23 protein-coding genes are annotated in these 26,280 nt (G+C 69.1%); 8 read left to right on the top strand and 15 right to left on the bottom strand.

Features of this window, described 5'->3' with window-relative positions; all coding sequences use genetic code 11:
• Positions 1-12: 12 nt before the first annotated feature.
• Positions 13-1,788 carry a serine/threonine-protein kinase gene (locus tag Aple_RS03280; RefSeq protein WP_155342944.1) on the top strand — a complete coding sequence of 592 codons (1,776 nt, stop codon included), beginning with the start codon at positions 13-15 and terminating at the stop codon, positions 1,786-1,788.
• Positions 1,789-1,894: 106 nt separating this feature from the next.
• Here the strand turns inward: Aple_RS03280 and Aple_RS03275 are convergent, their stop codons facing one another.
• The 5 genes from Aple_RS03275 to Aple_RS03255 are packed head-to-tail and all read right to left on the bottom strand — an operon-like array spanning position 1,895 to position 7,109.
• Positions 1,895-3,493: a CotH kinase family protein gene (locus tag Aple_RS03275; RefSeq protein WP_155342943.1), complete on the bottom strand. Its 1,599-nt coding sequence runs from the start codon at positions 3,491-3,493 to the stop codon at positions 1,895-1,897.
• A 5-nt stretch (positions 3,494-3,498) separates the two neighbouring features.
• Positions 3,499-4,176 carry a DUF4956 domain-containing protein gene (locus Aple_RS03270; RefSeq protein ID WP_155342942.1) on the bottom strand — a complete coding sequence of 226 codons (678 nt, stop codon included), beginning with the start codon at positions 4,174-4,176 and terminating at the stop codon, positions 3,499-3,501.
• A 4-nt stretch (positions 4,177-4,180) separates the two neighbouring features.
• Positions 4,181-4,993: a polyphosphate polymerase domain-containing protein gene (locus Aple_RS03265; protein WP_155342941.1), complete on the bottom strand. Its 813-nt coding sequence runs from the start codon at positions 4,991-4,993 to the stop codon at positions 4,181-4,183.
• 41 nt (positions 4,994-5,034) lie between these two features.
• The gene (locus Aple_RS03260) at positions 5,035-6,408 is read right to left on the bottom strand and encodes a sensor histidine kinase (RefSeq protein ID WP_155342940.1); all 1,374 of its coding nucleotides are present in this window, start codon (positions 6,406-6,408) and stop codon (positions 5,035-5,037) included.
• Entirely contained in the window at positions 6,405-7,109 is a 705-nt protein-coding gene (locus Aple_RS03255) for a response regulator transcription factor (RefSeq protein ID WP_155342939.1), read from the bottom strand. Before Aple_RS03255 ends, Aple_RS03260 begins: the two co-directional genes overlap by 4 nt.
• Before the next feature lie 129 nt (positions 7,110-7,238).
• Here Aple_RS03255 and Aple_RS03250 point away from each other — a divergent pair, with 129 nt between their 5' ends.
• Both Aple_RS03250 and Aple_RS03245 read left to right on the top strand, forming a co-directional pair.
• Positions 7,239-7,976, top strand: a complete 738-nt coding sequence (locus Aple_RS03250; RefSeq protein WP_155342938.1) for an AzlC family ABC transporter permease — start codon at positions 7,239-7,241, stop codon at positions 7,974-7,976.
• On the top strand, positions 7,973-8,284 hold the full coding sequence (locus Aple_RS03245; protein ID WP_155342937.1) for an AzlD domain-containing protein: 312 nt from the start codon (positions 7,973-7,975) through the stop codon (positions 8,282-8,284). Before Aple_RS03250 ends, Aple_RS03245 begins: the two co-directional genes overlap by 4 nt.
• Here the strand turns inward: Aple_RS03245 and Aple_RS03240 are convergent, their stop codons facing one another.
• From Aple_RS03240 to Aple_RS03230, 3 genes are read right to left on the bottom strand one after another with little or no spacing between them, the layout of a single operon-like run.
• The gene (locus Aple_RS03240; RefSeq protein ID WP_155342936.1) at positions 8,285-9,211 is read right to left on the bottom strand and encodes an RluA family pseudouridine synthase; all 927 of its coding nucleotides are present in this window, start codon (positions 9,209-9,211) and stop codon (positions 8,285-8,287) included.
• Positions 9,204-9,761, bottom strand: coding sequence for a signal peptidase II (gene lspA, locus Aple_RS03235; RefSeq protein ID WP_174889780.1), 558 nt, complete (start codon positions 9,759-9,761; stop codon positions 9,204-9,206). The genes Aple_RS03240 and lspA overlap by 8 nt, the downstream gene beginning before the upstream one ends.
• Positions 9,734-10,177 (bottom strand): TraR/DksA family transcriptional regulator, encoded by a 444-nt coding sequence (locus Aple_RS03230; RefSeq protein WP_174889779.1) that lies wholly within the window; start codon positions 10,175-10,177, stop codon positions 9,734-9,736. Before Aple_RS03230 ends, lspA begins: the two co-directional genes overlap by 28 nt.
• 484 nt (positions 10,178-10,661) lie before the next feature.
• Here Aple_RS03230 and ileS point away from each other — a divergent pair, with 484 nt between their 5' ends.
• Entirely contained in the window at positions 10,662-13,802 is a 3,141-nt protein-coding gene (gene ileS, locus Aple_RS03225) for an isoleucine--tRNA ligase (RefSeq protein ID WP_155342934.1), read from the top strand.
• A 102-nt stretch (positions 13,803-13,904) separates the two neighbouring features.
• On the opposite strand, the gene Aple_RS03220 is transcribed toward ileS, so the two are convergent.
• Positions 13,905-15,746, bottom strand: coding sequence for a DUF1593 domain-containing protein (locus Aple_RS03220; protein WP_155342933.1), 1,842 nt, complete (start codon positions 15,744-15,746; stop codon positions 13,905-13,907).
• A gap of 560 nt (positions 15,747-16,306) precedes the next feature.
• Between Aple_RS03220 and Aple_RS03210 the strand changes: the two genes are divergently transcribed.
• Genes Aple_RS03210 through Aple_RS03195 form a run of 4 tightly spaced genes read left to right on the top strand, consistent with a single transcriptional unit; the run spans position 16,307 to position 20,346 of the window.
• Positions 16,307-17,182 carry a nucleoside hydrolase gene (locus Aple_RS03210; RefSeq protein WP_218038094.1) on the top strand — a complete coding sequence of 292 codons (876 nt, stop codon included), beginning with the start codon at positions 16,307-16,309 and terminating at the stop codon, positions 17,180-17,182.
• A 50-nt stretch (positions 17,183-17,232) separates the two neighbouring features.
• The gene (locus Aple_RS03205) at positions 17,233-18,525 is read left to right on the top strand and encodes an ABC transporter substrate-binding protein (RefSeq protein WP_155342931.1); all 1,293 of its coding nucleotides are present in this window, start codon (positions 17,233-17,235) and stop codon (positions 18,523-18,525) included.
• A gap of 13 nt (positions 18,526-18,538) precedes the next feature.
• Complete coding sequence (locus Aple_RS03200) at positions 18,539-19,462, top strand: carbohydrate ABC transporter permease (protein WP_155342930.1); 924 nt, start codon at positions 18,539-18,541, stop codon at positions 19,460-19,462.
• A complete protein-coding gene (locus Aple_RS03195; RefSeq protein ID WP_155342929.1) occupies positions 19,459-20,346 on the top strand; it encodes a carbohydrate ABC transporter permease in 888 nt (295 codons plus the stop codon). The genes Aple_RS03200 and Aple_RS03195 overlap by 4 nt, the downstream gene beginning before the upstream one ends.
• Positions 20,347-20,387: 41 nt before the next feature.
• Here the strand turns inward: Aple_RS03195 and Aple_RS03190 are convergent, their stop codons facing one another.
• From Aple_RS03190 to ftsZ, 6 genes are all read right to left on the bottom strand, one after another.
• Positions 20,388-21,800, bottom strand: a complete 1,413-nt coding sequence (locus tag Aple_RS03190) for a hypothetical protein (protein WP_155342928.1) — start codon at positions 21,798-21,800, stop codon at positions 20,388-20,390.
• An 80-nt stretch (positions 21,801-21,880) separates the two neighbouring features.
• Positions 21,881-22,783, bottom strand: coding sequence for a DivIVA domain-containing protein (locus Aple_RS03185; protein WP_155342927.1), 903 nt, complete (start codon positions 22,781-22,783; stop codon positions 21,881-21,883).
• Positions 22,784-22,828: 45 nt separating this feature from the next.
• Positions 22,829-23,122, bottom strand: coding sequence for a YggT family protein (locus Aple_RS03180; RefSeq protein WP_155342926.1), 294 nt, complete (start codon positions 23,120-23,122; stop codon positions 22,829-22,831).
• A gap of 95 nt (positions 23,123-23,217) precedes the next feature.
• Positions 23,218-23,724 carry a cell division protein SepF gene (locus Aple_RS03175; RefSeq protein ID WP_155342925.1) on the bottom strand — a complete coding sequence of 169 codons (507 nt, stop codon included), beginning with the start codon at positions 23,722-23,724 and terminating at the stop codon, positions 23,218-23,220.
• Positions 23,725-23,866: 142 nt separating this feature from the next.
• Positions 23,867-24,580 carry a YggS family pyridoxal phosphate-dependent enzyme gene (locus tag Aple_RS03170; RefSeq protein WP_155342924.1) on the bottom strand — a complete coding sequence of 238 codons (714 nt, stop codon included), beginning with the start codon at positions 24,578-24,580 and terminating at the stop codon, positions 23,867-23,869.
• Positions 24,581-24,593: 13 nt separating this feature from the next.
• Positions 24,594-26,081 (bottom strand): cell division protein FtsZ, encoded by a 1,488-nt coding sequence (ftsZ, locus tag Aple_RS03165; protein WP_155342923.1) that lies wholly within the window; start codon positions 26,079-26,081, stop codon positions 24,594-24,596.
• Positions 26,082-26,280: the final 199 nt, after the last annotated feature.

Raw genomic sequence — 26,280 nt, 5'->3', positions numbered from 1 at the left:
GAGGGGGTTGCGTTGGACGAAGCGCGTCGCCTGGCGGGCAGGTACCAGCTGCTCGAACCCATCGGCAGGGGCGGCATGGGCGTGGTCTGGCGTGCCCACGACGACCTGCTCGACCGGGCCGTCGCGATCAAGGAGGTGCTGTACACCGCGCTGAGCGAGGATGACCGGGTCGCCTTCAACCGCAGGACGATCCGCGAGGCCAGGGCCGCCGGGCGGCTCTCGCATCCGAACGTGGTCGTGGTGCACGACGTGATCGAGGAGGACGACCGCCCCTGGATCGTCATGCAGCTGGTCCAGGCCCGCTCGCTCGGCCAGGTCCTGCGCGAGCACGGGCCGCTCATCCCCGAACGCGCCGCCGCCATGGGGCTGCAGATCCTGGACGCGCTGTGTACGGCACACGCCGCCGGCGTCCTGCACCGCGACGTGAAACCCGAGAACGTGCTGCTCAGCGGCGACAACCGGGTGGTGCTCACCGATTTCGGCATCGCGACCATGACGGAGGACCCGGGGCTCACGATGACCGGGAGCATCACGGGGACGCCCGCGTTCATGCCGCCGGAGCGCCTGATGGGGCAGCCCGCCACGCCGGAGTCGGATCTCTGGTCGCTGGGTGCGACGATCTACGCGGCGGTGGAGGGGCGCTCGCCGTACGACCGGGGCACGCCGATCGCCAGCATGGCGGCCATCCTGCACAGCCAGCCCGATATGCCGCGCCGGGCGGGGCCGCTGACCTCGGTGATCGAGGGGTTGCTGCGCAAGGAGCCCGGCCGGCGGATCGACGCCGTGGAGGCGCAGGAACTCCTGAAGCAGGCAGCTTCCGGAACCAATCCGTCTATGTCGCCTATGTCACTTATGTCGCCACAGACCCCGGTACCGGCTGGGCCGCCTCAAACGCCGCCTCCGTGGGGCCCTGGTGCGACTCCTGGTGCGACTCCTGGTGCGACTCCTGGTCCGACCGGACCGCCGGGCGGGTGGTCGCAGGCCGGGTGGCCGCAGGCCGGGGCGGGCTCCTGGGGCGGCGGCGAATGGGGCGTCCCGCCGGTGCCGACCCAGCCGCGCCCAGCGTCATCGAACAAACGTTTGATTGGTTTCGTGCTGGTTCCCGTGCTCGTCGTCGCGCTGGGCGTGGCCGGGTGGTTCGGGTACCAGCAGCTCGCGGGTGATCCGGGATCCGGCGTCATCACGCTGCCCACCGCGGACACCCCCACGGAGACCATCGACGGGACCCCGACGGAGACCGCCGCCGCGACATCCCACGTGACGGCCACAGGGACGCCCGTGGAGACGCCCACAGAGACGCCCAGGGAGACGGCGACCTCCGCTCCCTCGGCATCGCCCGTGAACCGTCTCCCGCCGGGCTGGCGGTCCTACCGGGACGAGCTCGGCTTCGCGATCGCGCTGCCGCGGGGGTGGAAGGCCGAGCGGGTGCCGAACGCCGCCCGGGTCCGGTTCCGGGGCCCGGCCATGCCCGGCTACCTCCAGGTCGACCTCACGCCCTGGGAGGAGAGCGACCCCGTGGCCGCCCTGGAGACGGTGGAGCGCAACTCCACCGCGAAGGGCCTGCTGCCGAAGTACGAGAAGATCAGCATCGAACCCGCGGAATACCGGGGCGTGGCCGCCGCCGACTGGGAGTTCACCTTCGCCACCTCCGCCGGGCGGCAGCGTGTCATCGACCGCGCCTTCCGGATCGGCGACGACTGCTACGCCCTCTACTGGCAGGTCCCCGAAAGCAACTGGGAAGCCGCCCGCTCCTACTTCGACACATTTCTCACGACATTTCGCCCGTGATGGCCGGACAAAGAACCTGCTCAACAAAGGTCCGCCGCGAGCAGGCGGCGTTCCGGCAGACGAATCTGCGGACCTCCGGCTCGCGGACCGGACCTGGGTAGGCTGATCAGCTTCCCTGCTCCGCGAACGCCTCGCCCAGCGCTTCGGCACGGGTGGCGAGCGTCGTGCGCAGCGTGGTGGCCTCCTTCTGGGCCTCGGCGGCGTCGGCGCCCTGGTTCGCCTGGTAGGACGCCACCGCCTGGTCCAGGAGAGTCTCCGCCTTCCCGCTGGCCAGAAGATCCTGGTAAAGCTTCCGGTACTGCTCCTGGTAGACCTCCTTGAAGGCGGCCGTCTCGAGAAAGCGGTCCTTCAGCGCGTGCCCCATGCGCATGCCACCGCCACCGGGCCGCTGACCGGCCTGCCCCTCAGGCTGCTGACCGGCCTGCCCCTCAGGCTGCTGTCGGCCGAATCCGCCCATGCTCAGGGCGTCGTCCGGGCCCGCGCTCGCGTCGCCGCTGAAGGCGAGGTTGAGGTCCCAGTTGATGACTTTGAACTTCTTGCCGCTCAGGTCGTACCACAGGTAGTAGTTACGGCCAGGGCCCGCCATGTCGTCGAAGTTCAGCAACATGTTCTGCAGCGCGAGGTAGCGCGCGAAGGACTCCACGTCGAGCCGGGCGGCCAGACCGGAGGCGAACTCCTCGTCCGAGGCCTGCTCCACCCACTTGACCAGATCGATCACCGGCTGAAGGTCCTGCTCGCCCTTGGCGTTGACCTGCTTGAAGTCGTCGGTGTAGGCGGTCTGGTCCTCTCCCTTGTACGAGAAGGTCGAGGTCGCCAGGGACTTGTACAGCACCCCGTCACCCAGCTCTTCTGCGTATCCCTCGTCGAGATACTCCACCAGCAGCCGGGGCGCCGAGGAACGGCCGTTGACCGTGAAGGAACTGTAGGCGTACCCCTGGGAGGGCTCACCGGACGCGCCGACCATGGAGATCGCCAGTGACTCCTTGAGGAGTGTCGCGGAGCCCATCGACACCGGTCGCACGGCGATCTGGCTGTGCCCCTGATAGCGGCGGCCCTCGACGAACTCGTCGAAGCTGACCAGCCAGGGCAGGTTCTCCGGTTCCTCGGCCTTCAGCGACGCCCGTCCGAACCCGCCGAAACCAGCCCCGCCTTCCGCCATCCCGGCACCGTCTGGCAACTCGGCACCCTCAGGCAGCTCGGCACCCTCAGGCAGCTCAAAACCGTCAGGCGGCTGGAAACCGTCCGGGGGCTGGAAACCCTCGGGAAGTCCCTCCGGGCGCTGGCCGCCGCCCGGTCCGCCGCGGCCTCCTTGCCGGGACTCGCCCTTCCAGGTCAGGCCCGACAGCGTCGAGTTGCCCTTGAGCCGCACGCCCACGCTGGGGATCGTGGTGCCGTCGATGACCAGGTCGGCTTCGACGTAGGTCTTATCGCCGCTCTTGAAGTACTCGCTCAGCATGTCCTCGTACGCCTGGTCGGTGAAGGTCAGCCTCACCTCGTGGGCGGCGGAGGGGTCGAACAGTTCCTTGCCGCCGGCCAGGTCGGTGACGACCGTCGCACCGGAGGCGGCGCGGGCGCTGGTCACGTACGGACGGATCGTCCCGCTGCCGAAGACTCCGGCGCACACCGCGAGGAACACCCCGCACGCGACGACCAGCTTCCAGTTCTGGCGGAGGCTGACCGGGATGCGATGCCTCAGGCGGGCCATGGCGATCACAGGTCGGTCTGGTCGTAGCCGGTCAGGACCGTGACCGGCTGGCCGTGGTTGCGCGCGCGCAGGGCGGTGATCACGTCCGCCGGCTCGTGCCCCTTCTTGATCTTGACCGTGTACATCAGCTCCAGCAGCGCCCCGCCGCGGATGGACTCCATGCTGACCAGCTCGAACTCGTCGGTGTGCTGGATCAGGACGTCCTGGATGACGAGGGTGTAGTCGTCGTCGGAGGGCACCTGCACCTTGACCACCTGGCGGCGGGTGTTGAGCTGGAACCAGTTGAACCGGTGCATGATCACGATGATCAGCGAGATGGCCACGGCGGCCACGATGGCCAGCAGGTAGAAGCGGGTGCCGACGGCCATGCCGACGCCCATCACCAGGAAGATGAAGCCGACGTCGCGGGTCTCCTTGATCGCGTTGCGGAAGCGCACCACCGACAACGCCCCGACCAGGGCGAACGCGCGGGCGATGTTCGAGCCGACGACCAGCATGATCAGCGAGATGAGCATGCCGAGGATGACCAGCGTCTGCACGTAGGACTGGCTGTAGGAGACGTTGCGGTGCGTCGCCCGGTAGATCCAGCCGATCATCGCGCTCAGCACGAACGACAGGCTCATGGCGATGGCGATGTCGGCCACGCTGAACGTGCCGGACAGATCCTGGAAGGTGAAGTCCATGGGGTCATGCCTCCGAGTGAGCGGGCAGATGGAAGATCGAGCGCGGCGCCAGCCCGTAGGCCTCCACGCTCTGGCAGTACTTGGACACCCGCACGACCTGCAGGTTCCTGGCGGCGGCGAGATCGGTGAACCAGTACGGCACCCGCTCGTTGACCTTCACTTCGAGGATCGCCTTGCGGGCCGGCACGATGAGCCGGTTCTCCGCCTGGGCGCCCAGCTGGAAGTCGCGGTCCCGGCCCCGGACGCGCTGGTCGAAGGTGACCCGCAGACCGACGTCGGCGTCGCGCCCCATATAGGCGTGGCGGGTGTAGCCGGTCATCGCGGTGGCGTGCAGGTCGAGGCGGGACACCAGGTCGAGGACCTCCTCCAGGAAGGCCCGCTGGCCGGGCTCGTGGCCGACCATGCGCCGGCCGTCGCACAGGCCGAGCGCGTCGGCGTAGGGCAGGCGGACCCGGCGCTTCTGGGTGACCCGGTTGACGCGCTGCTTGATCTCGACGAAGACCGGGGTGTCGCCGGTGGCGGCGAAGCGGTCGCCGTAGTGGCGGATGCGCAGCTTGCGGCGGAACTTCAGGCCCTCGATCTTCTCCCAGTAGAAGCGCAGCCGACGGGTGTCGTAGTAGACGCTCCAGATGTTGTAGCCCTCGTCGGGGCAGTGCTGGTCCCGGTCTAGGCGGCGTTCCATCTCCTGCCGCAGGCTCTCGACCTGATCGACGTCGATCAGGTACTTGATCTCGTAGCGGTTGAAGGCGTGCAGCGTGCTCGGTGCGCGCAGGCGGTGCCCGGCGTCGTCCACAGGGGTGCGGAGTCGTTGCAGCATGCGCATATCTGACAGAACGAACCTGGGAACAATGTGTGAACTCAGCACGAACCAGAGATGAACGGCAGGGCGACCTTGAACGTGGTCCCCTCGCCGGGGGTGCTGGTCACCTCGATCCGGCCCTGGTGCGCCTCGACCAGTGCGGCGGCGATGGCCAGGCCAAGACCGGTGCCGCCGTAGGCGCGCGACCGGCCGGGGTCGGCACGGTAGAAGCGGTCGAAGACGTGCGGCAGGTGCGCGGGGTCGATGCCCTCGCCCTGGTCACGTACCGCCACCAGCGCCGTGCCCGGGTCGGGCCGGGCGACCTCGACGGATACCCTGCCGGTGGTGTGGGTGACCGCGTTGCCGACCAGGTTGCCGATCACCTGGTGCAGCCGGTGTTCGTCGCCGAGCACGGTGACCGGGTCGGCCGGCACCTCCAGCGCGATCGGCCGTCCGGGGTCGCGGGCGCGGGCGGCGTGCACCACGTCACCGGCCAGGACCCGCAGGTCGACCGTGCCCTGCTCCAGCACCGGCTCCCGGTCCAGCCGGGCGAGCAACAGCATGTCCTCCACGAGCACCCCCATGCGCCGGGCCTCGTTCTCGATCCGGCCGAGCAGCCGCTCGGCCACCGGATCGCGGGCCTGCTGCCCGTGGTGGTAGAGCTCGGCGAAGCCCCGGATCGAGGTCAGCGGAGTGCGCAGCTCGTGGGAGGCGTCCGCGACGAAATGCCGCAGCCGCCGTTCCGACTGCTCCCTGGCCCGCAGCGCCGAGGCCAGGCGCTCCAGCATCGTGTTCAGCGCCCCGCCGAGCCGGCCGGCCTCCGTGCGCGTGTCGGCGTCGGCCACCCGGCGGTCGATGTCACCGGCCGCGATCGCCTCGGCGGTCCGCTCCATCCTGGTCAGCGGCCGCAGCCCGAGCCGTACCACCACCCAGGCCAGCGCGCCGAGCAACGTCAGCACCACGACCCCGGCGACCGTCTCGATGACCAGCAGCTGCCGCACGGTCACCTGGCTGGACTCCAGCGACATCGCGACCGCCACCCGCCCGCCCGACGGCAGCCGCTCGACCACCACCCGCCAGTCCCCCACGGTGAACGGCTGGTGCGACGCCCGGGCGACGGCCTCGGCGGGGACGACCGATTCGTCGCCTGACGCCGCGGGCATCCGACGTTCCAGCACACCGGACGGGGAGTAGAAGGCGACCCGGAACTGGCTCGGCAGCTCCAGGTTCGCCGGTGGCGGCGGCTGCGCGGCCCGTGGTGGCGGACGCAGGGCGACGCTCACGGCGAAGTCGCGCAGCTGGGTGTCGGCACGCGCCAGCAATGACCGCTCCAGCACCAGCACACCGGACACGGCGAAGACCGCCAGCCCCAGCGCCGACAGGCTCAGCAACGCCGCCAGCAACCGCAGACGCAGCGGCCAGGGACGCTTCACGGCGTCAGGGACAGGCGGTAGCCGACCCCGCGCAGGGTGTGGATCAGCGGCGGCCCGCCGGTGTCGATCTTGCGCCGGAGGTAGCTGATGTAGGACTCGACGATCCGGCTGTCGGTGTCGAACCCGTGATCCCACACCCGCTCCAGAATCTGCGTCCTGCTGACCACCCGGTCAGCATTGATCATCAGATAGCGCAGCAACGCGAACTCCGTAGGCGACAACCGGATCGCCCGCCCCGCCCGCCGCACCGCGTGCGCCTCCTCGTCGAGCTCCAGGTCCGCGTACCGCACCACCCCGTCGTCGTCGAACCACTCCTCCTGCGGCCGGATGCGGCGCAGGATCGCCCGCAGCCGCAGCACCACCTCCTCCAGGCTGAAAGGCTTGGTGACGTAGTCGTCACCACCGGCGGTCAGCCCGGCGATCCGGTCGCCGACCGCGTCCTTCGCGGTCAGGAACAGGACCGGCGGGCCGCACCGGGCCTCCCGCAGCCGGCGCGCCACCGAGAAGCCGTCGATGTCGGGCAGCATCACGTCGAGCACCACGATGTCAGGCCTGTCTCTCCCGACCTCCTGAAGCGCCGCGCGCCCGCACGAGACGGTCCGGACGGTGAACCCGTTCAGCTCCAGCGCCTCGGACAGGAGATCACGAATGCTCGGCTCGTCATCGACGACCAGGACCTTGGCGGGAAGGGATGCGTCCATACGTTGGTTTGTACGTGACTTTCCTGAAAACGAGCTCAGGATCAGGTCGAACACGGCTGAGTTGCCGTGGCCACGTACCGGGCAAAACCCCGGCAAAGCCCACCCCTGTCAGGTCCTAATATTGCCGACATGCATGACACGGAGCGGCAGCAGCGCAGGGCCGCGATCAGGGACGGGCTCGGTGTCGGAGTCGCGGTCGGGGTCTCCGGGGTGGCCTTCGGGGCGGCCGCGATCACGGCGGGGCTCACCGTGGCCCAGGCGTGCGCGCTCAGCCTGTTCGCCTTCACCGGCGCCTCCCAGTTCGCCCTCGCGGGCGTGGTGGGCGCCGGTGGCGGTCTGGTGGCCGGAGCGGCGGGCGCGCTCCTGCTCGGCGCCAGGAACAGCTTCTACGGCCTGCGGCTGGCCGTGGTCCTCGGCGGGACCCGTGGCCCGCTGCGCACCCTGGTCACCGCCCAGGGCGTCATCGACGAGAGCTCCGCCGTCGCGTTCGCCCAGCCCACCCCGGCCGCCGCCCGCGCGGGCTTCTACACCACTTTCGGCGCGATCTACCTGTGCTGGAACCTGACCACGCTGCTCGGCGCGTTCGGCGCGTCCCAGGTCAGCGACCCCGCCGTCTTCGGCCTGGACGCGGTCGGCCCCGCCACCTTCCTGGCCCTGCTCTGGCCCCGGCTGCGCGGCGACGCGAACACCTCCCAACAAGAGACCGCCCAGTTGCGTATGATCGCCGCCGGAGGCGCCGCCATCGCGCTGCTCGCGACCCCGTTCACCGCGCCCGGTGTCCCTGTCCTGCTGGCCGCGGTGGCGGCCCTGGTCGTGATGCTCACCCCCGAAACCCCTGGAACCCCGGAGAGGGCGGCTGCGGAATGACCGTCTGGTGGGCGATCGCCGTCACCTGCCTGGGCTGCTACCTGCTCAAGCTCGCGGGCCTGGCCGCCCCCCGCCGGGTCCTCGACCACCCCGGCGTACGGCGTTTCGCCAGGCTGGTCCCGGTCGGGCTGCTGGCGGCGCTGATCGCCGTACAGACCTTCGGGCACGGCCAGGACCTGCACCTGGACGGCGCGCGCCTGGCGGGCATGGCGGCGGCCGTGGTCGCGCTGCTGCTCAGAGCGCCCTTCCTGGTGATCCTGATCGCGGCGGCGGTGGTGACCGCCGCGACCCGCCTGCTGGGGATGTGATCAGGAGTCGTCGGCGCGGTCGAGCGCCTCGGCGAGGTCGGCCGGGTAATCGGTCGTGAAGGAGACCCACTCGCCGGTGGCCGGGTGGTCGAAGGCCAGGGATACCGCGTGCAGCCACTGGCGGGTGACGCCGAGGCGGGCCGCCAGGGTCGGGTCGGCGCCGTACTGCAGGTCGCCGACGCAGGGGTGGCGGAGCGCGGACATGTGCACGCGGATCTGGTGGGTGCGGCCGGTTTCCAGCTTGATGTCCAGCAGGGAGGCCGCGCGGAACGCCTCGATCGTGTCGTAGTGGGTGATCGAGTCCTTGCCCCCGGCGACCACCGCCCAGCGGCCGTCCCCGGACGGGTGCCGGTCGATGGGGGCGTCCACGGTGCCGCGGAGCGGATCCATGTGGCCCTGCACCAGCGCGTGATACCGCTTGTCGACCGTGCGCTCCTTGAACGCGCGCTTCAGCGCCGTGTACGCCCGCTCGCTCTTGGCCACCACCATCGCGCCGGTGGTGTTGGCATCCAGCCGGTGCACGATGCCCTGGCGCTCGGCCGCGCCGCTGGTGGACACCCGGTGCCCGGCCCCGAGCAGCCCGCCGATCACGGTCGGGCCGGTCCAGCCGACGCTGGGGTGGGCGGCCACGCCGATCGGCTTGTTGACGACCACGATGTCGTCGTCCTCGTACAGGATCGTCATGCCGGGGACGGGTTCGGCGACCGGCATGGGCGCGGCGGGCGGCGGCGGGATGGTGACGTCCAGCCAGGCTCCGCCGCGGACGCGGTCCGACTTGGCGGGGGTCGAGCCGTCCACGAGCACGTCCCCGGACGCGATCAGCTCGGCGGCCCTGGTCCGGGAGAAGCCGAACAGGCGGGCCAGCGCGGCGTCGAGGCGTTCGCCCTCGAGCCCGTCCGGCACCGGCAGGCTGCGCAGGTCACCCATCCTTCTCGGCCCCCGTCTCCCGCGTGCCGTCGATCTGGTAGCCCCGCCAGGCCAGGAAGACCGCCAGGATCCCGCCGCACACGATCGCCGAATCGGCCACATTGAAGATCGGGAACCCGGTCGCGGGGAAGACCTGCATGAAGTCCACCACGTGCCCCTGGAACGGGGCGGGGGCCCGGAAGATGCGGTCGGTCAGGTTCCCGAACGCGCCGCCGAGCAGCAGCCCGAGCGTGATCCCCCACGGCATGCTGCGCAGCTGCCGCGCGGTGCGAATGATCGCGATCACCACGGCCGTGGCGATGATCGTGAAAATGATGGTCATCCCGGTGCCGATGCTGAACGCGGCCCCCGAATTCCTGATCACATTGATCACGAGCACGTCCGGCACGACCACGACCGGAGGGTCTTTCTCCAGGTATTCGACCACCAGGTACTTAGTCACCAGATCGAACACGTAAATGAGCACGGCCACGGCGGCGAGCAACCCGATCCGCCGTGCCCGTACTCCCCCGGCGGCGGCGGTCAGCGGCGTTCCTCCCGCTGCTTGCACGCCACGCACAGCGTCGCCCTCGGGAACGCCTGCAGGCGTTCCTTGCCGATCGGCCGTTGGCACGATTCGCACACTCCATACGTCCCTGCGTCGATACGGGCGATCGCCCGCTCGTTCTGCGCGAGCACATCGCGCGCATTCAGGGTAAGGGCGATCTCACGTTCGCGCTCATAGGTCTTGGCCCCGGCGTCGGCCGGATCGTCGCCCGCGCCCTCGCTGGCGTTCCCGGCCGCGAGCTCGGTCTCGGCCCGCAGGATCTCGGTGTGCAGTTCGTCAATTTCCGCCAGCAGTCGCTCGCGCACCTCGGCGAGCTCGCCGGCGGACCAGATATCGGTAGTAGTGACAGAATTCTCCGTGACAGAGCCCTCCGTGACGGCGTTCCCCGTGATGGCGCTCTTCGCCGCGCGCGTCGCCATGTGGCCTCCCCATGAACAGTGATCAAGCAGTCCGGGCAGCATAGGTGCCGGATTGGAGCGCGGCAATCGACTCGCCGATGCATTTACGCCATCCGTACCAGGCTCGGAATGCTCATCCCCCTATGCCAGGTACATCCTGAACAACAACACCCCGTCCCGTGTTCCGCTGGAACTACCAGAATGAAACCGGGAAGCCTGACGCCCTCCGCTGCGTTATCGTGAGGTCTGCAAGGCGTTGATGGGACGAGTACCTCCGCACCCACTCGCACGAGCGACCCGGGGACGGTGCGAGCCCGGGGCGAGCCGCGGGGGGAAGATCAGCCCGGAGCCGCCGGAAGAACGGCTTTACCTCTGGTAGACGCTTATTAGACCCGGCCGCGACCTGAATGAGTGGGCCCCCGCGAGGGCGGCCAAGGAGGGTGGTACCGCGGAGCCAAGCGTGGCTTCGTCCCTCCACGCCCTGTCGAATCAGCGTGGAGGTCCGGTGTCTTCCCACTCTTTCCGCTCGCTACCCGCGCAGGTGGACCTGCCGGCCCTCGAACACGAGGTGCTGGAGCGATGGCGCGACGGCAAGGTCTTCGAGCGGTCGCTGGAGCAGAACGCCGGCGGCCCTTCCTGGGTCTTCTACGAGGGCCCCCCGACCGCCAACGGCATGCCCGGCGTGCACCACGTCGAGGCGCGCGTGTTCAAGGACGTGTTTCCCCGGTACAAGTCCATGCGCGGCTTCCACGTCCCCCGCAAGGCGGGCTGGGACTGCCACGGCCTGCCCGTCGAGGTGGCCGTCGAGAAGGAGCTCGGCCTGTCCGGCAAGCCCGAGATCGAGGCGTACGGCATCGCGGAGTTCAACGCCAAATGCCGCGAATCGGTGCTCCGGCATGTGGACGCGTTCGAAGAGATGACCGAGCGCATGGGCTACTGGGTGGACATGTCCCAGGCCTACCGCACGATGGACCCCGCGTACGTGGAGGCCGTCTGGTGGTCGCTCAAGGTCATCTGGGACAAGGGGCTGCTGTTCCGGGACTTCCGGATCACGCCGTACTGCCCGCGGTGCGGCACCGGCCTGTCCGACCACGAGCTGGGCCAGCCCGGCGGCTACGAGACCGTGTCCAGCCCGTCGGTGTACGTGCGCATGCCGGTCACGGCGGGGCGTTTCGCGGGCGTGGACCTGCTCATCTGGACGACCACGCCGTGGACCCTGGTGTCCAACACGGCGGTGGCGGTGCACCCGGACGTGACGTACGTGGTGGCCGAGAAGGACGGCGAGCGCCCGGTCATCGTGGCCGAGCCGCTGCTCGCCGCCGCCCTCGGCGAGGGCTGGACGGCCAGGGAGAGCTTCTCCGGCGCCGAGCTGGAGCACACGCCGTACCAGCGGCCGTTCGAGCTGGTCGACATCCCCGGCGCGCACTTCGTCGTGCTCGGCGACTACGTCACCGTCGAGGACGGCACCGGCCTGGTGCACCAGGCTCCCGCGTTCGGCGCCGACGACATGACCGTCTGCAAGCGGTACGGCCTGCCCGTGGTCAACCCGATCGGCCCCGACGGCCGGTTCCTGCCCGACGTCCCCCAGGTCGGCGGCGAGTTCTTCAAGGACGCCGACGAGGGCCTCACCGCGGACCTGCGCGCCCGCGGCCTGCTCTTCCGGGGCAGCCACTTCGACCACAGCTACCCGCACTGCTGGCGCTGCCACACCCCGCTGCTCTACTACGCCCTCCCCTCCTGGTACATCAGGACCACCCAGATCAAGGACCTGCTGCTCGCCGAGAACGAGCGCACCAACTGGTTCCCCGAGACCATCAAGCACGGCCGGTACGGCGAGTGGCTGCGCAACAACGTCGACTGGGCGCTGTCCCGCTCCCGTTACTGGGGCACCCCGCTCCCGCTGTGGGTCTGCGAGGAGGACCACGTCACCTGCGTCGGCTCCCTCGCCGACCTGGGCGCCCTGGCGGGCCAGGACCTGTCCGCGCTGGACCCGCACCGCCCGTTCGTGGACGACGTCACGTTCGCGTGCGCCGACTGCGGCGGCGAGGCCCGCCGGGTGCCCGACGTGATCGACGTCTGGTACGACTCCGGCGCGATGCCCTTCGCCCAGTGGGGCGCCCCGCACGTCAACAAGGAGGTCTTCGAGGCCTCCTACCCGGGCCAGTTCATCTGCGAGGCCATCGACCAGACCCGCGGCTGGTTCTACTCGATGATGACCGTGGGGGCGCTCGTCTTCGACCGCTCCGCCTACGAGAACGTGCTCTGCCTGGGCCTGATCCTGGCCGAGGACGGCCGCAAGATGAGCAAGCACCTGGGCAACGTGCTCCAGCCGATGCCGCTCATGGACGAGCACGGCGCGGACGCGCTGCGCTGGTACATGGCCACCTCCGGCTCGCCCTGGTCGCCCCGGCGGATCGGCCACGGCCCACTGGAGGAGATCGTCAGGAAGGTCCTGCTGACCTACTGGAACACGGCCTCCTTCTTCACCCTGTACGCCAACGCCTCCGGCTGGCAGCCCGGGCAGACCCACGACGGCGAGTGCCCGCTCATCGACCGCTGGGCCCTGGCCGAGCTCCAGCGCACGGTGGCCGAGGTCACGGCCGCCCTGGACGTCTTCGACACGGCCCGCGCCGGACGCCGGATCACGGAGTTCCTGGACGATCTGTCCAACTGGTATGTCCGGCGCTCTCGCCGCCGCTTCTGGACCGGCGAACCGGCCGCTTTCGCCACCCTGTACGAGTGCCTGGAGACGGTCACCCGGCTGATGGCCCCCCTGGTGCCGTTCACCACCGACTACGTGTGGGACGTGCTGCGCGGCCAGGATGCGCCCTCCTCGGTGCACCTGGCCACCTGGCCGCAGGTGAAGGCCGAGCTGGTAGACCCAGCCCTGTCCGAGCAGATGGCCCTGGTCCGCCGCTTGGTCGAGCTGGGCCGCTCGGCCCGCGCGTCCTCCTCGGTCAAGACCCGCCAGCCGCTCGGCCGCGCGCTGGTCGGCGCGCCGGGCTGGCCCGGGCTCACCGGCGAGCTGCGCGACCTGATCGCGGACGAGCTGAACGTGCTGGCCTTGGAGGACATGTCCGGTTTTTCCGCTGATCTGGTGACGTTCACCGTCAAGCCCAACTTCCGGGCGCTGGGCAAACGGTTCGGCTCCCAGACCAAGCTGGTCGCCGCCGCCGTCACCGCCGCCGACCCGGCGGCCCTCGCCCAGACCCTCAGGGCCGGTACGGCCGCCACCCTCGACGCCGGAGAGCTCGGCGCGGTGACCGTCGGGCCGGACGACGTGATCGTCACCGAGCAGCCCAAGTCGGGCTGGGCGGTGGAGACCGGCGCGGTCGACACCGGGACCGGCGAGACGGTGGCGCTGGACCTGGCGATCACACCCGAGCTGCGCAGGGCCGGGCTGGTCCGGGAGGTCATCCGGCTGGTCCAGGAGGCGCGCAAGGCCAGCGGGCTGGCCATCACCGACCGGATCGAGCTGCGCTGGGCGGCGGGTTCCGACGAGCTCGCCGAGGCGCTGCGCGGCGGGGGCGGCACGGTGGCCGAGGAGGTGCTGGCGACCTCGTTCGCCGAAGCCGACCTGGACACCGGCCTGGTGGTGCACCAGGACGCCGATCTGGGGCTCAGCTTCCAGCTGCGCAAGGTCTGATCAGAAGAGGTCCGGTACCGTCGCGAGACGGCAGCGGACCTCTTCTGTCTACTCGCTTCTTGCCTTGCCGGATTCAGAGCCCTGGTTGAAGCCGTTGCACTGCTACTCGACGGTCACGACCCCACGGGCGTAGCTGGTCAGGCTCAGTGGAGCATCGTCACTCACCTGCAGAATGATGTGAATGGTGTCGCCCTTCTTGGCGTCCTTCGGCACCACGAAGGATGCCGCGCCAGGCAGCCCCGGAGAACTTTCGACGGCGACCTCGCCACCCTTGTAGGTGCCGGCCTCGGGGTAGTCCCACCACTGGTAGGTCAGCGCGTTGCGGTCTGGATCCTTCGCGGTGCCGGTAAGGAGCACCCGCTGCCCAGGCTTCGCGGAGATCTTGGTGTGGCGGATGCTGACGACCGGTGCGTGGTTCGCCGCTGAGTAAGAACGCGCGGTGGTCCAGGCAGCGCGAGCCGCGAAGTCGTGCTGGATCGCCTCGTCCCAGCGCGCCTGGGCCCAATGGGGGCTGCTGTAGTTGACCACGACGTCACCGACAGCGTGGTTCGACGTGAGCGGCTGGTCCAGGGTGATGGTGTACGGAGCAGTGGTGGTCTGGGCGGCCACGATGGTGCGCTGCTCGGTGGCCGGCCCAACCCCGACGGTAACTACGTTCCCGGGGAAGATTTGCGACACCCGCCAGATGCCCGAGGTGTGGGCGCTCTTGTTGTCGGAGAGGGTGATGGTGCTGGTCCCTGCCGGCGCGGCAGCGGTCAGGGTGACGGTGAACAGGCCACGAGTGGTGCTCTTCGTCAAGCCGTACAAGCTGCTGTCGTTGGCGCGGTCTTGGTCGACGTCCAAGTACCGCGGGTCGTCCGCCCACAGGTTCTTATTGATCTGGACGAACCGTCCGCCCCAGCCACCGTAGGTGGGGTCGGAGAAGTTCCCCAGCCCGGTCGGGATCGCGTGCAGCAACGCCGGCGAGTCGCCCTCAGAGAACCAGTCACCAGTGGCGGCGACGGGGTAACTGGCCATGTACGGGCCCTGGGTCAGGTACTGACTGACGAAGGCCTTCCGGAACACGTTGATGATCGGTTCCGGCGTGCCCTCCCAGCGATAGGCGAACGCCTCGAACTCATCCCGGTTCATGACCGTCTTCAGGTCCGGCCACTTGACCGTGACGTAGTTCTTGTAGGTCGAGTCCTGGTCCTGAATGATGTACAGGTTCGCCTTCGCGACGATCTTCTTGTAGACGGAGGCCCACTGCGGCGTATTCGCGTACTGATCCTCGATGGATCGAAGCGCCGCTGCGATGGTGTTGGTGCCGCCCCACGCCTCCAGACTCACTTGCCGAGGATCGTTGTCCAGCAAGATGCTCTTGACGAGCAGAGAGCCCGGCGTGTCCTTCGCCATCTCGCCTTCAGCGGTGACGTTCCCGTCCTTGACGATCTTCAGCAGGGCGTCAGCGCTGGGGTATCGCGCATCCTGCTTGATCAGGTTCGGGTACACCTGGCGGTAGCCGCCGTCGATCAACTGGGGAATCCAGGCAGTGCCGGACCACCGTCTGGCCGGGATGGGCGGATTGGCCGTCGGGTCGCCGGCCCAGTGCCATCTGGAGGAGGAGCTGACGATCGCCGCGATGTCCAGGTCGTTCCCGTAGAGCAGCAGTCGGTGCATGGAGGCCTGGTCGTCGCCCTCACCGTCCGTGGTCACGACCACCCGGGTTGTCTTGGTCGCCGCTGGATTCGAAGCCGTGGCGAGAGCCGCTACCTCACCAGCGGCCGCCATCGGTGCGCCGGCCGCGTGCATGCTGCCGATGGTCTGCGCATGGGCCGGCGCCAGGCCGCCGACCGCCAGGGCACCGAGCGCTCCAGCTAAGCCGATGGTGCGGATGACCCGCCGCCGCCTGAGGGAGTGCCCGGGGCGTGGCGTAAGAGCCCACGCTGCCGTCGTTCTTCTCATGCCGAGACTCTCCAGTGAAGATGATGTGAATTTCTAGTCACACACGAATGTCTGTGCGCTCACAGGGTGGTCGGCGATCCGGTTTCGTGTCAATACTGAATAGATATGAGGCAGCGACGGCCGTCGATACGTGATCAAGCAAAGGCCGGGGCTCATCAAGTCAGCCAGGACACGTGGTCCTTACGGCACTAGCTGATCCTCGTCGAGTAGCGCGTTGGCCGTCACGACGTCGGTGATGATGACGTTGACCCAGCCGCCAGTGATCGCAGCGCGGATGGCCGCATGCTTGCCACTCCTCGGCCACCGACTGCATGGCCGCGTCGGTGATCAGGCTCTGGCGGATCTCAGCCGTGCCGACCAGGCCCGGAGCCTGGACGTTCGCTCCTCGTGCAGCCGGAATGCCGCCTCTGGCCGGCTCGGCCGCGAAGCCCTCGTGGTGCGCGCGAGAAGCACCCCCTCACAGGCGAACGTTTCATGAAGTTATTGACAGCACTTCACGGATCGGCCAATCTACGGGCACAGATTATTCAGTATCGCATAATTATGCACCTGGAGGCTTCTTGCGCCAGCGCAGAGTGATCATCAATACCGATGCCAAGAACGAAGCCGATGACCAGTTCGCCATCGTCCACGCATTGCTGTCACCCAGTTTCGACCTGCGAGGCCTGATCCCGGCCCATTTCGGTACCCGGCGATCGCAGCGCAGCATGCAGGAGTCCCGCCAGGAGATCGACCTCTTGCTCGACCTGCTCGGGCTGACCGTCCCCGTCGCCGACGGCGCGCCGACGGCACTGCCGGACGAGCGGACCCCGGTGGACTCGCCGGGCGCTCGGCTGATCATCGAGGAGTCGATGCTGGCGAGCGAGGACGACCCGCTCCACGTGGCCTTCCTCGGGCCGTTGACCGACATGGCCGCCGCCGTCCTGCTGGACCCTGAGCTCGTCCGGCGGCCGGTGGTTGTGATCTGGATCGGCGGCTCCGGATACCGCGGCTACGACGAGGGCACGGAAGTCGAGTTCAACCTCTCCAACGACATCCACGCCGCCAACGTGGTGTTCGACTCGGGGATCACCGTGTGGCAGGTGCCCCGCGACGTCTACACCAAGGTGTCGGTGAGCTATGCCGAGCTGCAGGAGAAGATCGGTGACGCCGGCCCGCTGGGCCGCTACCTGATCAAGCAACTGCACGAGTGGAACGCCGCCTACCACCCGTCGCCCATCGAGTCCCGCTCGCTGGGCGACTCCCCGGCTGTCGCGCTGATGCTCTTCCCCCAGAGCGGCAACCTGCGCGTGACACCCGCGCCCCGCTTCGGCGCCGACGGCTCCTACCAGCCCGGCTCCAACCACCCGATCCGGGTTTGTGAGGAAGTCGACGTGCGCTTCCTGCTGGAAGACATGTTCGCCAAGATCCGGGCCTTCGGCCGCGGCCACGCCTGACGCGCGCTCCACATGAGGAGCCACCTGCCCCGCCGACCAAGGAGATCGACATGACCGGCAGTTCATTCACCCGTCGGGGATTCCTCGCGCTGTCGTCCGTCACGGCCGTCGGACTCGCCGTCAGCGCCTGCACCGGCACCTCCGGCAGCGGCGGCGCGAGCACGGCGCCGGCCTCGAACAAGCTGCGCCTGTTCACCTACGAGGACGACACCACCATCGGCATGCTGAAGGCGCAGATCCAGAAGTTCGACCAGCAGAACGGCACCACGACCACGGTCAACAGCCTGCCGGGCTCGGGTGCGGCCCAGTTCCCCGACAAACTGCGCACCGAGCTGCTCGGCGGGGCCGGTCCCGATGTCTGGCGTATCTGGGGTGGCCAGCTCGGCGCGCCGTTCGCCAAGGCGAAGCAGGCCGCCGACCTCGCGCCGTACTACCAGAAGTACGGCTGGGACTCCTCCATCAACGCCGCGGCCATCCAGGGCATGACGTTCGATGGCGTCAAGGCGGGTGTCCCGTTCGTCCTGCGCGGCGTGGGCGCCTGGTACAACAAGGAGCTGCTGGCCAAGGCAGGGGTCGACGCCCCGCCCACGACATACGCCGAACTCGAGCAGATGAACGAACGGCTGGTGGCTGCCGGCGTGACGCCGTGCGGGCTGGGCGGCAAGTACGGCTGGCACATCATGCGGCTGTTCGAGTACCTGCTGGAGCACACCGCGGGTCCCACGCTGCACGACAAGCTGCTGGCGGGACAGGAGAGCTGGGATCGGCCCGAGGTCGTCGAGGCGTTCACGCTGTTCAAGAAGTGGCAGGACAACAAGTGGCTGCCCGAGGGCGCGCTGGGCCTCGATCCCGCCGACGTCAGCCGCGCGTACGTGCAGGGCAAGGCCGCCTACGGCATCGAAGGTAACTGGACCGAGGCCGACATCCTGGCGGCCAAGAAGGACCCCGCGCAGTTCGGCAGCTTCCAGTTGCCGACCGGCCATTCTCCCGCCCGGCACTCCGGGTTCGTCGAGGGGTACATGATCAACGCCAGGTCGGGCAACAAGGACAAGGCGGCGGCACTGATCGACTTCCTGATGAAGCCGGACAGCCAGAAGGCCATGCAGATCACCTCCTCCACCGTCAAGGGCGCGGAGCCCGACGCCGGGCAACTGCCGCTGTCGGCGGAGTGGGGCCAGAAGCACGGCGAGAGCCCCTTCTACACCATCCAGGATCAGGCCTTCCCCAAGCAGCAGTCCGACCAGTACTTCAGCGTGCAAAGCGACCTGCTGCAGGGCAAGGTGGCGCCGGCCGCGGCGGCCAAGAAGATGCAGGAGATCATCTCCGCCTGGGCCCGTAACTGACACGAGGCCGTTCATGACCATTCTGACCCCCGGGCGTGCCGGCCAGCACGGCATACGGCGCCACCGGCAGCACGGCGGATGGCGGCCCTGGCTCTTCGCGCTTCCCGCGCTGGCGGTCTACGTCGCCTTCCTCGTCTACCCGGCCCTGTCGTCGCTGTGGTTCAGCTTCACCGACTGGGACGGCCTCAGCCCGGCCTACAATGTCGTCGGCCTGGACAACTACACGCGGATGCTCAGCGACCCGGTGGTGCTGACGGCGGGCAAGAACAATCTCATCTGGTCGGTGGTGACGATCGTCTTCCCGGTGACGATCGGCCTGGCCCTGGCGCTGCTGCTGAACGGCAAGGCCCGCGGCAAGCCCGTGCTGCGCTTGATCTTCTACGCGCCGGGCGTGCTGCCGCTGGTCTCGATCGCCTCCATCTGGGGCTGGCTCTACAACCCCGACCTCGGCGCCATCAACTCCTTCCTGCGGCTCATCGGCCTGGACGGCCTGGCCCAGCCGTGGCTCGGCCAGGACTCCACCGCGCTGTGGGCGGTGATGGTGCCGGCGGTGTGGCTGCGGACGGGCTTTCCGATGTTGCTCTACCTGGCCGCTCTGCAAGGAATTCCCAAAGACCTCTACGAGGCGGCGAGAGTCGACGGGGCGACCCGCTGGGAGCAGTTCTGGCATGTCACCATGCCCGGTCTGCGCCCGACGCACTACATCGTGCTGGCGCTGTCCCTGATCGACTCCTTCAAGGTCTTCGACCTGGTCTACGCCATGACCTACGGAGGTCCTGGCACCGCCACCCAAGTGATGGGGACCTGGATGTACGCCAACGTCTTCCAGTACTACCAAGCCGGATACGGCACGGCCATCGCCGTCGTGATCACCCTGGTGGCCATAGCGGTGGGGATTCCGTACGTGCGCTCTCAGACCAGGGAGCACGCGCGATGACCTCGATCGCCCCAGCCACCAGGACGCCGGCCGCCGCCTCCGCGCGGCCTCCCGCCGAGAAGAAGGGCAAGGGCGGCCTCGTCCTGACCATCGTGATCAGCGCGGCGGCCGTCTTCTGGATCTCGCCGCTGGCCCTGCTCATCGTGACGGCGCTGCGGCCGCTGGCGGACTTCGTCGGCAACGGCCCGATGTCCTGGCCGTCCGCGTTCACCTGGGAGAACTTCGCCGATGCCTGGGGCATCGGCAACTTCGCCACCACCTACGGCAACAGCGGGCTGCTGCTGATCCTCAAGGTACCGCTCGGCGTGCTGATCTCGGCGATGCTCGGCTTCGCCCTGGCGAAGCTGCGGATGAAGTTCCGCCGGAGTGTGATGTTCGGGGTCTTCCTCGGGCTGACGATCCCGATCTACATCACGATCGTGCCGGTGTTCATCATGATGCGGAGCGTCGGCGCGACCGACAGCGTCATCGGCCTGATCGGCCCCTACCTCGCCTTCGGCATCCCGTTCGAGGTCCTCGTCCTGCACTCGTTCTTCCGGCAGATCCCCAACGAGATCGTCGAGGCGGCGCGGGTGGACGGCGCCGGTGACTGGCGGATCTTCTGGCGGGTCGTGCTGCCGCTGTCGGCGCCCGCCCTGGTCACCGTGTTGATCCTGGACGCCGTGGCCACGTGGAACGAGTTCCTGTTCGCCCTGATCCTGCTGAACTCCGATGAGAACAAGACTCTTCCCGTCGGGCTGCTCAACTTCCAGGGCCAGTTCTCCAACAACAACACCGGCCTGGCCGCAGGGATCCTCATCGCGGTCGTGCCGATCCTCATCGCGTACACGCTGCTCCAGCGGTGGATCGTCGCCGGTCTGACCGCCGGAGCCACCAAGGGATGAACGACAAGGAGGTTTCACCGATACCTTTGGCTGTTCGGCTATTACCTCTCGGCGCAGGCCGAGCAGGGGGTCAGACCGGCTTCTTCGGCCTTGGTCTTGGTCATGGTCTCGATGTCGGCGCTGTCGTCGCCGACGAGCGAGCACTCCGCACGGTGATACCGCCGGGTTCCGACCAGCACGTGGACGATCTCGCCGTCCGCCCGCTCGGGTGCCTTCTCCGGGGTGGCGTCCTCGCCGTCATCCTTGGCGCCGTCGTCCTTGGCCGTGACCGGCCGGGTGGCCTCGACCGTCGAGTCGAAGGGGCGCGGCTTCTCGTCCTTGACCGCCGCGGATTCGGCGACCACCGGCTCGGGCTTGCTGGGCTCGGGGTCGGGCGCGGGCGAAGTCGGCGCCTTGGTCGGCGACGGACGCGAGAAGGCGGACCATTCAGACGAGGCGGGCGGCACCGAGGGGAACGAAGGCACCGGAACCACGGGCGGCACAGAGGCCGGAGGCACGGGGACGGACACCGTCGGGTTGACCGTTTCAGACCGTGTCGTTTCAGACCGTGTCGTTTCAGACCGTGGTGTTTCAGGTCGTGGCTTTTCAGACCGGGGCGATTCTGGCCAGGGCGCGTCAGACCGGGGTGCGTCAGACCGGGGCGTTTCTGAACGAGGTGCTCCGGGCTGATGCGTTTCGGGCCGGGGCATCGACGCGGAGACCGTGGGAGCGTCCATGCTCGTGGCGGAGCCGGTGGGGGCCGCGGGAGACGCGGACCCGGCGCGCCCGGGTGCGGTCTCGGCCGGCTCTCCCGGCTGCCCGGGGGCGGCGCTCTCGGCGACGCAGGCGGTGCACGGCGTGAAGCCCTCCTCGCGGGCCTCCTCCAGGGTCAGCTCTTCGATCTCGCGATCGGCCAGCTGACGGCAGTTGGGCAGGTGGAACCGTTTCCGGCCCGGGATGACCAGCACGATCGAGTCGGGCCCGAGACCACCGCCCGGCAGGGACCGGGGCATCGGGGGACGTGGCCGCCGTTCCGGCGGCTCCTGACCGGCCGCTCCCGGGAAGGGAACCTGCTGGGTCGCCATCGATGGCGCGGGAGGCACAGGGGCCGCCACCGGTCCTGGCACGGGTGCGGCCATCATCGGGTTCGCCATCTGCTGCGTCGGCCCCCCGCTGTAGGCGGCGGAGTGCGCCATCTGGGGGGAGGCCTGCGTCATCGGCTGCTGCGCGTGCTGCGGTAACCCCTGCGGCAGTTGGGGCATGGGCTGGGGCATCGGCTGGGGGGTGGCGGCCGGAGACCGCCCGCCGGCCGGGAACAGCTCGTGCCGCCTGAGCAACGCCCCGATCAGCAGGCAGACCGCGGACAGCACGCTGACCACGATCGACCACATCACGAGGAACGGCTTCGCCAGGACGACGCCCGCGATCAGCAGGACGATCGCGGCGAGCACCAGGGCGGCACTGACAAGGATCACTGGGGGGATCTCCGAACTACCGAACGCGTGACCAGACGCCTACCGGACACCTGACCCGGACAACACTTCCACGCGGAAGGTTACCGGCGGTCGCCGTGCGGGCCCTCGGGGTTCTGGAACGCGCCCGAGTGCTGCGGGTCGCCGCCGAACGGGTTCGGCGCGGGCATCTGCTGGCCGCCGGGCGCGATGGCGTGCGCCATCTGCTGCGCACCTGACACCTGACCCTGCACGATCGGGAAGCCACCGCTGCCCTCGGCGGAGACGTTCAGCTCGGCGAGCTGGTTCTCCAGGTACAGCTTGAGGCGGCTGCGGTACTCCCGCTCGAAGCTGCGCAGCTCCTCGACCTTGCGCTCCAGCTCGTCCCTGGTCTGCACCAGCGACCCCATCGCCTGGCGGTGCCGCTCCTGAGCGTCACGTTCCAGCGTCTCGGCGCGGGCACGGGCGTCGCCGATGATCTGCTCGGCCTGGCGGCGCGCCTTGCCCAGCACCTCGTCGGCCTCGCGGCGGGCCCGGGTCACGGTCTCGTCCGCCTCCCGGCGGGCGTCCGCGATGGCCTGGTCGGCGGTCTGCTGGGCCAGGGCCAGCACCCGAGCCGCGGTGTCCATGTTGTCCTCGGCGGGCGGCAGGCCCATGCCGACGGGGACGGGCTCGGGACGCACCGGCTCGGGCTGGCGCATCGGCTCCGGCTGCGGAACCATCATCTCCGGCTTGGGCTCGGCGACGGGCGCGGGAGCCATCTGCATGCCGCCGCCCATCATGCCGCCGGCCATGCCTCCCGCCATCCCCCCGGCCATGCCGCCGGGGACCTTGCCCCGCAGGCACTCGGCCAGCTTGGCGCGGAGCTCCTCGTTCTCCTGGATGAGGCGGTCGAGTTCGGCCTCGACCTCGTCGAGGAAGGCGTCCACCTCTTCCTCGTCGTAGCCCGGCCTCAGCCGGGTCGTACTGAACTGCTTGTTCCGCACATCAGCGGGCGTCAGCGGCATTTGGGTCTCCTTGGCGCGCTTGGAGTCTGTCCGGAGAGAAGTGACCTATCCTCGACCAAACGCGGACACGACTTGGATCAAGACCAAGACCACAATGAACAGCACTGTGAAGCTTAGGTCAAAGGCCACCGTACCCAACCTCAGGGGAGGAATGAAACGGCGGAGGAATTTGAGGGGTGGATCCGTGGCCGTGTAAGTGGCCTCGGCGAGGACCAGAACCGGCCCTCGGGGCCGCCAGGCCCGGGCGAACGCCTGCACCGTCTCGAAGATCATCCTGCCGATCAGCAGGACCAGGTAGAGGGACAGGACGAAGACCAAGACACCACTAACGATCCCCACGGTCGCGCCCCGCCTCCGTCCTGGCCCGCTGCCAGGTTCGCCGCCTCCGGTCCCCGTGGGCACCGCTCAGCTTTTCACTGTCCATACAAGGAACTCTAGCTCTGGTTGAAGAAGCCGCGTTCCGCGATCCGAGCCTTGTCCTCCGCGGTCACCTCAACATTGGCAGGGGACAACAGGAACACCTTGTTGGTAACACGTTCAATGCTGCCGTGTAGCCCAAAAACCAGACCTGCCGCAAAATCGACTAGACGTTTCGCGTCGCTGTCAACCATTTCGGTCAGATTCATGATGACCGGCGTGCCCTCCCGGAAGTGCTCCCCGATCGTGCGCGCCTCGTTGTACGTGCGGGGGTGCAGGGTGGTGATCCGCGCCAGATCCGTCGTTCGGCGCTCGATCACCGCGGTGGAGGGCCTCGGCGCGGGAACCGGCGTGTCGTCGCCCGCATCGCGCCCGTGGGTCCCGGCAGCGGCGAACTCCTCGCCCTGCCCGTCATACGGGTCCACGCCGAAATCGTCGGCGTCGTAGTCCCGATACCTGTCGTAGCGGTCGTCGTCCTCCACGAGACCGAGGTAGACCGCCATCTTGCGCATCGCGCCGGCCATCGCTCCGTCGTCCTCCGTCTACCGTGCCTCTGCGGCCACCCTAGCGTGCCGGGCGCCGTCGAGGGCCTTGAAGGTCCGTGGCGGAAGCCTAACCCCCCGACTGGCGAACCGCTGATCGACCTCTACCTTTACTCGGGGGACATTACCTGACGAAGGGCGTCCGGCGGCCGAGCAACGCCGTACCGACACGCAGGTGTGTCGCACCTTTCGCTATCGCCTGCGCGAGATCGCCACTCATCCCGGCAGAAATCACATCCGCCCCAGGATGCTCCTTCTGTACGGCTTGCGCCACGTCGAACAAACGGGCGAAAGCGACATCCGGGTCAGATCCCAGCGGGGCCACCGCCATGACCCCCCGCAGCCGCAGACCCGGCGCCTCGGCCAGAGCGGCGGCGAGGGCAGGGACGTCGGCAGGACGGGCGCCACCGCGCTCAGGACGGTCGTCCAGGGCCACCTGAACGAGGCAGCCGACCTCGCGTCCCGCCCGGACGGCTTCGCGGCTCAGCGCCGCCACCAGGCGGCTCCGGTCCACGCCGTGGATCAGATCCGCGTACGAGACGATGGATCTGGCCTTGTTCGTCTGCACCTGACCGATGAAATGCCAGGTAAGAGGGAGATCCGCGCATTCAGCGGCCTTGACCGCCGCCTCCTGGTCGCGGTTCTCCCCCACATCGCGCACCCCAAGCTCAGCCAGCAACCGCAGGTCGGCCGCCGGGTACGTCTTGGTGACCGCGATCAGCGTCAGCTCCTCGCGGGCCCTGCCGGTGGCGCGGCACGCGTCCAGGATGCGCCGCTCCACGTCGGCCAGCGCGGCCGCGAGCTCGATACGGCGCCCGGCGGGGGGATCCGGGTCCATCACGTGCCGTGGATCACTTCAGGAAGTCCGGCACGTCCAGCTCCTCCTCCTGCTCCTCGAAGACCACCGGGCGCCGGGGGACCGGCTGGGTGAGCTTGGAGGTGATCGGAGTCGGCGGCTCGGTCGGCCGCGGGATGGCGAAAGGGCCGGTGCCCGACGCCCCCTGGTGGTCCGGCCGCGAAGCCTCGCCCTCCCGTCCGAACGGCACCGCGGGCGCGACCTGCTCGGCCGAGGCCACCTGGGGCTGCGCCGCCGGGTGGTTCGGCCCCGGCTGGGCCGGGGGCGAGGTGATCGGCGGCGTCGGCTGCACGGGCGAGACCGGCGGCGAGACCGCCGGGGTGAGCGGGCGCACCGGCGCGGGCGGCTGCTCCGTCCGCGGGTCGGGCCGCGACTCCTGCCGGGAGTCATGGCGGGGCTCGGGCTTGGCCGGCGCCACGAAGGACGACAGCGCGGGACGCTCCCGGCCCGCCGGGGCGGCCTGGGCCGGGGCCTGGGCGGGGGCGGGGCGGGCCTGCTGCTGGCGCGGCTGCGGCATGACGGCGGGCTTCTCCGGCACCGGCTCGTCGAACCCGGCCGCGATCACCGTGACCCGGACCTCGTCGCCGAGCGCGTCGTCGATGACCGTGCCGAAGATGATGTTGGCGTCCGGCGCGGCCGCGCTGGAGACCAGCTGGGCGGCCTCGTTGATCTCGAACAGGCCCAGGTCGGAGCCGCCCGCGATGGACAGCAGCACGCCGTGCGCGCCGTCGATGCTGGCTTCCAGCAGCGGGCTGGAGACCGCCATCTCGGCGGCGGCCACCGAGCGGTCGTCGCCCCGGGCGTGGCCGATGCCCATCAGCGCGGACCCGGCCCCGGACATGACCGACTTCACGTCGGCGAAGTCCAGGTTGATCAGGCCCGGCGTGGTGATCAGGTCGGTGATGCCCTGCACACCCGAGAGCAGCACCTGGTCAGCGGCCTTGAACGCGTCCAGCACGCTCACCTGGCGGTCCGAGATGGACAGCAGCCGGTCGTTCGGGATGACGATGAGGGTGTCCACCTCCGCCCGGAGATTCTCTATTCCGGCCTCCGCCTGCATGGCGCGGCGCTTGCCCTCGAAGCTGAACGGGCGGGTCACCACCCCTATGGTCAGGGCGCCCAGCGACCTGGCGATGTTGGCCACCACGGGCGCGCCGCCGGTGCCGGTGCCGCCGCCCTCCCCGGCCGTCACGAACACCATGTCGGCGCCCTTGATGACCTCTTCGATCTCCTCGCGGTGATCCTCGGCGGCCTTGCGCCCCACCTCGGGGTTGGCGCCGGCGCCCAGGCCACGCGTGAGCTCACGCCCCACGTCCAGTTTCACATCGGCGTCACTCATCAGCAGCGCCTGGGCGTCGGTGTTGATGGCGATGAACTCGACGCCCTTGAGTCCCTCCTCAATCATCCGGTTCACGGCGTTCACTCCGCCGCCGCCGATGCCGACGACCTTGATGACCGCGAGGTAGTTCTGCGGTGCTGCCACGACGAGGGGCCTTTCCGCTCGCTTACATATGTCTGTTGTCATTGCGACGCGTCGCAACGCGGACGGCTGCCCGCTCTGTTCAAACCCTCACCCTCAAGTTGAAGTTTAGAGTTATGTCAACCTGAGGATTGATACGGACAGTAGGGTTGCGCCTCCCCCAGGGTCAACTAACCGCGCCGCAAGCACGTCCGGCGTGTCG

The organism is Acrocarpospora pleiomorpha, assembly GCF_009687885.1.
Taxonomy (GTDB): Bacteria; Actinomycetota; Actinomycetes; order Streptosporangiales; family Streptosporangiaceae; genus Acrocarpospora; species Acrocarpospora pleiomorpha.
Note: the sequence above shows the minus strand (reverse complement) of the source record. Positions and strands in the feature narration are given on the sequence as shown.